This window comes from Myxococcus sp. AB056, assembly GCF_006547365.1.
Lineage (GTDB): Bacteria > Myxococcota > Myxococcia > Myxococcales > Myxococcaceae > Myxococcus > Myxococcus virescens.
Genome location: NZ_VHLB01000172.1, coordinates 1 through 6,260, shown reverse-complemented (window position 1 = coordinate 6,260; position 6,260 = coordinate 1). Strand labels below are relative to the sequence as shown.

The following is a 6,260-nucleotide window of genomic DNA, read 5'->3' as shown; positions in this document are numbered from 1 at the left end:
CGCCACGGCCGCCCGCCTCCCCCCCACGGCGGCGGCGCCCCCCGAAGGCACACGCCGACGCATCCTGGAGACGGCCCTGCAGCTCTTCGCGAGCCGCGGCTATCACGACACGTCCATTCGGGACCTGGCGTCAGCCCTGGAGCTGCGGCCCAGCGCGCTGTACGCCCACTTCGCGGCCAAGGACCACGTCCTCGCGGAGCTGGTGCGCATTGGCCACGAGGCCCACTTCGAGGCGCTGGAGACCGCGTTCCAGGGCGCGAAGCCCACGCCGGCGGACCAGGTGCGCGCGCTGGTTCATGCGCACACGCGCGTCCACGCGGAGCATCCGCAGCTCGCGCTGGTGGTGAACGAGGAGTTCTACGCGCTGAGCCTGGAGCTGGCGGCGCCCGCGCAAGCGCTGCGGGACAAGGCCAACGCCATGTTGCTGGACGCCATCCAGCGCGGCATGGCCCAGGGACAGTTCTCCCCGCTCCACCCCCAAATCACCGCCGCGGCGATTGTGGGGATGGGCTCGCGCATCCCCCACTGGTTCGAACCCGGCGGCCCCATCGCGGTGGAGACCCTGGCGAAGACCCACGCCGAGCTGGCGCTGCGGATGCTGGGAAGTGTCTCCGGCGCGTGAGGCCGCACGCCCCACCGCGCAGCTGCCGGCGGCCGGACGCGACCTGGAACGCATACACCCCCAACGCGGCGATACCCACGAGGAGGACGCCCCGCGCGCGCGACACGGCCGGTTGCCGACCGTTGAATTTTCCCAACACGCTCGCGTCAGCAGGCGCATCCACCGCAACGGCGGATGCCTTTCTCCATGTGGAACCCGCACATCATGACCACGCCCCGCACGCTCTGGAAGCTCACGACCCTCTCCCTCATGTTGTCCGCTCCCGCCTTCGCTGCGGACTGGCGCGATGACGGCAACGTCGGGCGCAAGAATTTCAAGAGCGCCGACGATGTCGAACAGGCCCAGGAGGACCGGGGCTTCGCGCTGGGACTGCGTGCGGGCTACGGCGTCCCACTGGGGCACGCCGCGGGCTCCGAGCTCGGCGAAACCCCCAAGATGAGCGAGGCGTTCAAGAGCGCCATCCCCTTGCAGGTGGAGGCGGGATACTTCTTCAACTCGAATGTCTACCTGGGGGCCTACTTTCAGTACGCGCCCGTGCTGATCGCCGAGGACTGCGACCCGGAAGTCAGTTGCTCCGCCAACCAGATGCGCTTCGGCATCAACGCGTCCTACCACTTCCGGGCGGGAGAGAAGCTCATGCCCTGGATGGGCCTGGGCATCGGCTACGAGATGCTCAACTTGAATGTGACCTCGAGCGAGGACGGCGTGGAGGGCACCGTTGGCACGGGCGTCCGCGGCATCGAGTTCGCCGCCCTCCAGGCCGGCGCCGACTATCGCATCAACGACACGTTCTCCATCGGGCCCTACCTGTCGCTGGCGGCCGGCGTCTACCAGTCGTCGACCACCAGCATTGAGATGAAGAACGTGCCCATCATTGGTGATGTCTCCAAGTCGGAGTCGGAGAGCATCGACAACAAGACGGTCCACGCCTGGCTGTCCGGCGGCGTGCGGATGCAGTTCCGCTTCTAGGCCGCGCCCACCTCAGTCCAGCAGGTGAGGGTTGCGCAGGATGAGCAACCCCGCCTGCACGGTGGCGGCGTAGTCGTTGAGATGCCCGGCGTCGACGAGCACCGTGGCATCCCGGCTTCCGCCCGCGGCAAGCGCCGCATCCACCTTCTTCGCCCCCTGGTTGTACGCGGCGAGCGCCAGCCGCCAGTCGCCGTAACGCGCGTGCAGGTCCGACAGCAGCGAGGCGGCGGCCTCGGTTTCACGCGCCACGTCCAGCCGCTCGTCCCGCGCGTCGCTCACCTCCAGCCCGTAGCGCCGCGCCGTCTCCGGGATGAACATCCACACACCCGCGCCACGCATGCCCGGCGCCAGCGAGGGCCGGCCATCCGTCTCCGGCATGTTCGTCGCCGCGGATTCGACGACGGCCACGGCCAGCAGTCCCTCGGGCAAGCCCCGAGCGCGCAACGGCGCGGAGAGCAGCTCCCGCTGCGTCTTCAGGTTGGCCAGTGCGCGCTTCATGAACGCGCGCCCCTTCTCCGAACCGGTGAGCGTGTTGAGCCGCGCCAACACATGCGCGTCCACCACCACCGGCAAATCTCCCTCCGGCTGGCTGGACCGGGCGAGCGCCTGCGCCTCCGCGAGCGTCACCGCGCGGCCCTGCGCCACGCCTTGTGACAGCGCCGCGAGCGGCACCAGGACGAGACACAGCGCGGCCAGGAGCGCGGAAACACCCTGGGCACGGGCGGGACGAGGCTGGAAGAGCATCTGGATTCTCCGGGTGGTGGGGTGGGACATGCCGGTGACACCGGCGGGAAGGGGGGACTCGGGCCGCACCGACAAAGCCGCCTGGAGCAGGCACCGCGCGTAGGCCTGCGCCTGGGCCCGGCCAGTGGCCACCAGCGATTCGTCACACGCCAGCTCCTGGAGCGAGGCCATCCACCGGGACAGGGCATATGCGCCCGGATGCCAGAAGAAGGCGCCCGTGAGGACGAGCCGCGCGAAGGCCCGGTGCGTGTCGCGCTGACGGTGGTGCTGAAGCTCGTGGAGCACCGTCAGCCGGAAGGACTCCGCGTCCTCCAGCAGCGCGGGCGGCACCACCACCCACGCGGAGGGCTGACGCCCGGCGCGAGGAAACCACGCGGAGAAGGCCGGCATGCCCGCCTCGCCCAGCACCACGACGACGCGCCCCACGCCGCGCACGCGGGGCAGCGACTCCAACTGACGCAGCAGGCGCGCGTGACGCACCAGCGCCCGTGTGATGAAGGCGCCTCCTCCCACCAAGAGCGCCAGCGCCGCCGCGGGCAGCACGGGCGGCAGCGCGGGCGCGGACTCCCGAGCCCGCGCAGGCTCCGCCACCGGACGCGGCTCCCACAAGGGCGCGGGCAGCCGTCCCGCGTGGCGCGCCACGGAACGCTCGAAGGTAAAGCGGGGCCCGGTGGGCACCAGCGCGTGCACGGCCGCGGCCAACAACGGCAGCACCAGCGCGAGCAGCAACACGCCACGCGCCACCTTCAAGGACTGCCGCGCCGACAAGGGACGGCCCAGCCGCGACAGCAGCGTCAGCGCCAGCCAGGCCAGCGGCGGCGCCACGGCGAGCAACAGCGCCTGCGTCAGATAGAGCGACGCGAGCTCGCGCAGCACGGCGCTCACGGCTTCCGCCCCTTCGCGTCGAGCAGCTTGCGGAGCTGATCCACGTCCGAGGCGGACAGGGGCACCGCCTCCACCAGCCGCGCCACCAGCGCGGAGGGTGTGCCGTCGAACACCGTCTCCACCAGGTGGCGCACGCTCTGCGCCTCATAGGCGTCGCGCGGCAACACCGCCGAGTACAGGTGGCCACGGCCCTGCTTGCGGCTGTGCACCACGCCCTTCTGCTCCAGGATGCGCAGCACCGTGGAGACGGACGTGTACGCCAGCGCGCGCTCCGGCGGCAGCGCGGCGAGCACGTCCGCCACACTCACCTCACCGAGGCGCCAGACGATGTGCATCAACTCCAGCTCCACCGGCGTCAACGGCCGTGGAGCCACTTCGGGCTCAGGCTTGCGAGTCACGAGCGAACCTCCGTGACGCGCAAACTACTAAGGGCTTAGTTTCAAATCAACTAACCACTTAGTTACTCACCGACGGAGCTCCTGGCCCTACACCCCGAGCGCCTCCCGCAGCTCCGGCAGGCGCCGCGACCGCACCGCGCCGTAGACGAACCGGTCCGGACGCAGCACCACCACGTCCGCGGCGTGCTTGGAGAACCAGTCCGCCAGCTTTCCGGTGACGTCCACCACCGCGGGTGCATCCTCGGAGGCCTCGTCCACTGCCTCCGCCGGAGGATGGAACGTCATCATGCGGCCCCCCAGCGACTCGGCCAGCTCGCGCGCCGCCTCCAGCTCCGCCGACGGCGCGTTGCCCCGGCACAGCACCGTGAAGTCATTGCCCAGGGTGTCGTCCAGCAGGACCTCCTCACCCGACGGCAGCTTCACGCGCGGCTGGATGAAGTACTCGCCCTTGTCGCCGAAGTAGTAGCCGCTCGCGTGCGCCGGGGCCTCCTTGAACTCGAAGCCCTCGATGAACTTGCGCACCCGGGGGATGCGCTGAAGGGTGCGCATCAGCGCGTCACGCGCGGAGGCCACCAGGGGGTTGCGCGCCAGGAACAGGTGCCCCACCCGCACACACAGCTTCTGCACCGCCTCCACGTGCGGCCGGCGCTCCTGCTCATAGGTGTCCAGCAGCGACGCGGAGGACTGCCCGTGGAGCACCCGCTTCAGCTTCCACGCCAGGTTGGATGCATCCCGCATCCCCGACACCAGGCCCTGGCCCATGAAGGGCGGCATGGTGTGCGCCGCGTCACCCAGCAGGAAGACGTTGCCCTGGCGCCAACGCGCCGCGTTGAGGCAGTGGAACGTGTAGACCGAGGCACGCTCGATGCGCACGCGCTTGGGGTCCACGTACGGCGCGATGAGCTCGGAGATGGTCTCCGACTTCTCCAGGTGCTCGCGCGTCTCGCCGGGCATCATCATGAACTCCCAGCGAATCTGGTTCACCGCGCCGGTGGCTACGAAGGCCGGACGCTTCGGGTCGCACACGAAGCGGCAGATTTCCGGCACCTCCCCTTCCACCACGGTGCCGGACACCGCCAGCCAGGGCTCGCCATAGGCCCGTCCCGACATCGAGATGCCCAGCGCCTTGCGCACGGTGCTGCGCGCGCCGTCACACGCCAGCAGGTACTTCGCGCGGATGGTGCGCTGCTCGCCCGTGACCGAGTCGTGGTAGCGCACCGTCACCCCGTCGGAGTCCTGCACCACGGCCTCCACGCTCACGCCCTTGCGCAGCTCCACGTGCTCGAAGCGGTTGAGCCCGTCGCGCAGCGCGCCCTCCAGCAGCGGCTGGTGGAAGAACCACAGCGGCGTGTGGCCGAAGCCGAAGTCCGTCTCGCCGGTGTGAATCTCCGCGAAGCGCTTGCCCGTGCCGCCCACGTACTCCGCGAAACGGCTTTCCCGCATGTCGCTTTGCAATAAATCCAACAGTCCGGTGGACTGGTAGATGCGCAGGCCCTCGTCGTCGCACGAAAAGGCCCGGGGCTCGCCGTGCGGCGCCACGTCCCGCTCCAGCAGCAAGGTGCGCACACCCATGAGACCCAGCAGGTTGCCCGTCAACGCTCCCACCGGACCACATCCGCTGATGATGACGTCCACCTGCGCGTCCGTCTGCTGACTGTCACAACCCATGGATGCCTCCCGGGGCAATGTCTGGCATTTTTAATAACGAATCAGGTGTGACCACGGTGTGACGGGTCCGGAAGCCTGGATCAGCATCCGCTCAGAGCGGCGAGCTGCCGTGTGACGGAAAAACCACACGCAAAAATTGTCACTGCTGGGGCAATCCCTACCCGTTACGGAGGTTATCGGCGGACGTGTTACCTTAGAGCCCCGCCCATGCGAGGAATCCCGGAGGACATGGCAGCCGACGGCCTGGTAAATACACAACGCTTTCACCTGGAACTCTTGGGCGAAGCCCGGCTCCGGGTCGGCGACACACGCATCCCGCTGGAGCGGCGGACCGCGGCGGTGCTCGCATGGTTGGCATTGGAAGGCCCCCACCCGAAGTACCGTCTTGCCGGCCTCCTGTGGGCGGAGTCCGGGGAGGCGACCGCGCGCAACAACATGCGACAGCTCCTGCGCCGGCTGCGGCTCGCCTGCGGCGCGGAGCTGGTCCAGGGCACCGATGTCCTCTCGCTGTGTGAGGGTGTTGTCTCGGACGCCGCCGAACTCCAGGCCCACGTGCTCGAGGGGCGATACGCGGAAGCCCTCGCACTGGAAGGTGTTCTCCTGGGTGTCCTGGAATACGAAGATTGCTCAGAATTCCAAACATGGTTGGAAGGCGCGCGTGAGCGGTTGGACAAGCTTCGCCGCCGGGCCGCCGTGGCGGAGTCGGAGTTGCGGGAGAAGCGGGGGGACCTGACGGGTGCACTGGCGCTCGCGGAGCAGCTCCTCAGCATGGACCCGTATTCGGAAGAAGCGTGGCGCCGGCTGATGCGGCTGCACTACGTGGCGGGCGACCGCATGGCCGCGCTCAACGCCTTCGAGCGGTGCCGTCGCCTACTGCGTGAGGAGCTGGACACCACGCCGCTGCCGCAGACGGTGGCCCTGGCGCGCGAAATCGAGCGGGGCCCGCCCTGTCCCTTATCCACATCTCCGAGCCC

Annotated in this window: 6 protein-coding genes; 3 read left to right on the top strand and 3 right to left on the bottom strand. The window is 69.3% G+C overall.

Annotated features, from left to right (window positions below; genetic code table 11):
* Window positions 1-622 (top strand): TetR/AcrR family transcriptional regulator (locus tag FMP39_RS36655; protein ID WP_228558644.1); only part of this gene is annotated, 622 nt, incomplete at its 5' end.
* Between the two features lie 204 nt (window positions 623-826).
* On the top strand, window positions 827-1,591 hold the full coding sequence (locus FMP39_RS36650) for an outer membrane beta-barrel protein (protein ID WP_141594577.1): 765 nt from the start codon (window positions 827-829) through the stop codon (window positions 1,589-1,591).
* Between the two features lie 12 nt (window positions 1,592-1,603).
* Here the strand turns inward: FMP39_RS36650 and FMP39_RS36645 are convergent, their stop codons facing one another.
* The 3 genes from FMP39_RS36645 to FMP39_RS36635 form a co-directional block, all read right to left on the bottom strand.
* On the bottom strand, window positions 1,604-3,220 hold the full coding sequence (locus FMP39_RS36645) for a M56 and MltD domain-containing protein (RefSeq protein ID WP_141594576.1): 1,617 nt from the start codon (window positions 3,218-3,220) through the stop codon (window positions 1,604-1,606).
* Window positions 3,217-3,618 (bottom strand): BlaI/MecI/CopY family transcriptional regulator, encoded by a 402-nt coding sequence (locus FMP39_RS36640; RefSeq protein WP_090495638.1) that lies wholly within the window; start codon window positions 3,616-3,618, stop codon window positions 3,217-3,219. Before FMP39_RS36640 ends, FMP39_RS36645 begins: the two co-directional genes overlap by 4 nt.
* Before the next feature lie 87 nt (window positions 3,619-3,705).
* Window positions 3,706-5,286, bottom strand: coding sequence for a bifunctional 3-(3-hydroxy-phenyl)propionate/3-hydroxycinnamic acid hydroxylase (locus tag FMP39_RS36635; RefSeq protein ID WP_141594575.1), 1,581 nt, complete (start codon window positions 5,284-5,286; stop codon window positions 3,706-3,708).
* A 207-nt stretch (window positions 5,287-5,493) separates the two neighbouring features.
* Between FMP39_RS36635 and FMP39_RS36630 the strand changes: the two genes are divergently transcribed.
* A partial coding sequence (locus FMP39_RS36630) for a bacterial transcriptional activator domain-containing protein (RefSeq protein WP_228558643.1) occupies window positions 5,494-6,260 on the top strand: 767 nt, incomplete at its 3' end.

Bases quoted from the DNA above. Each gene is read 5' to 3' on its own strand.
- FMP39_RS36650 (WP_141594577.1), top strand. From the start codon at position 827: ATGACCACGCCCCGCACGCTCTGGAAGCTCACGACCCTCTCCCTCATG.
- FMP39_RS36635 (WP_141594575.1), bottom strand. From the start codon at position 5,286: ATGGGTTGTGACAGTCAGCAGACGGACGCGCAGGTGGACGTCATCATC.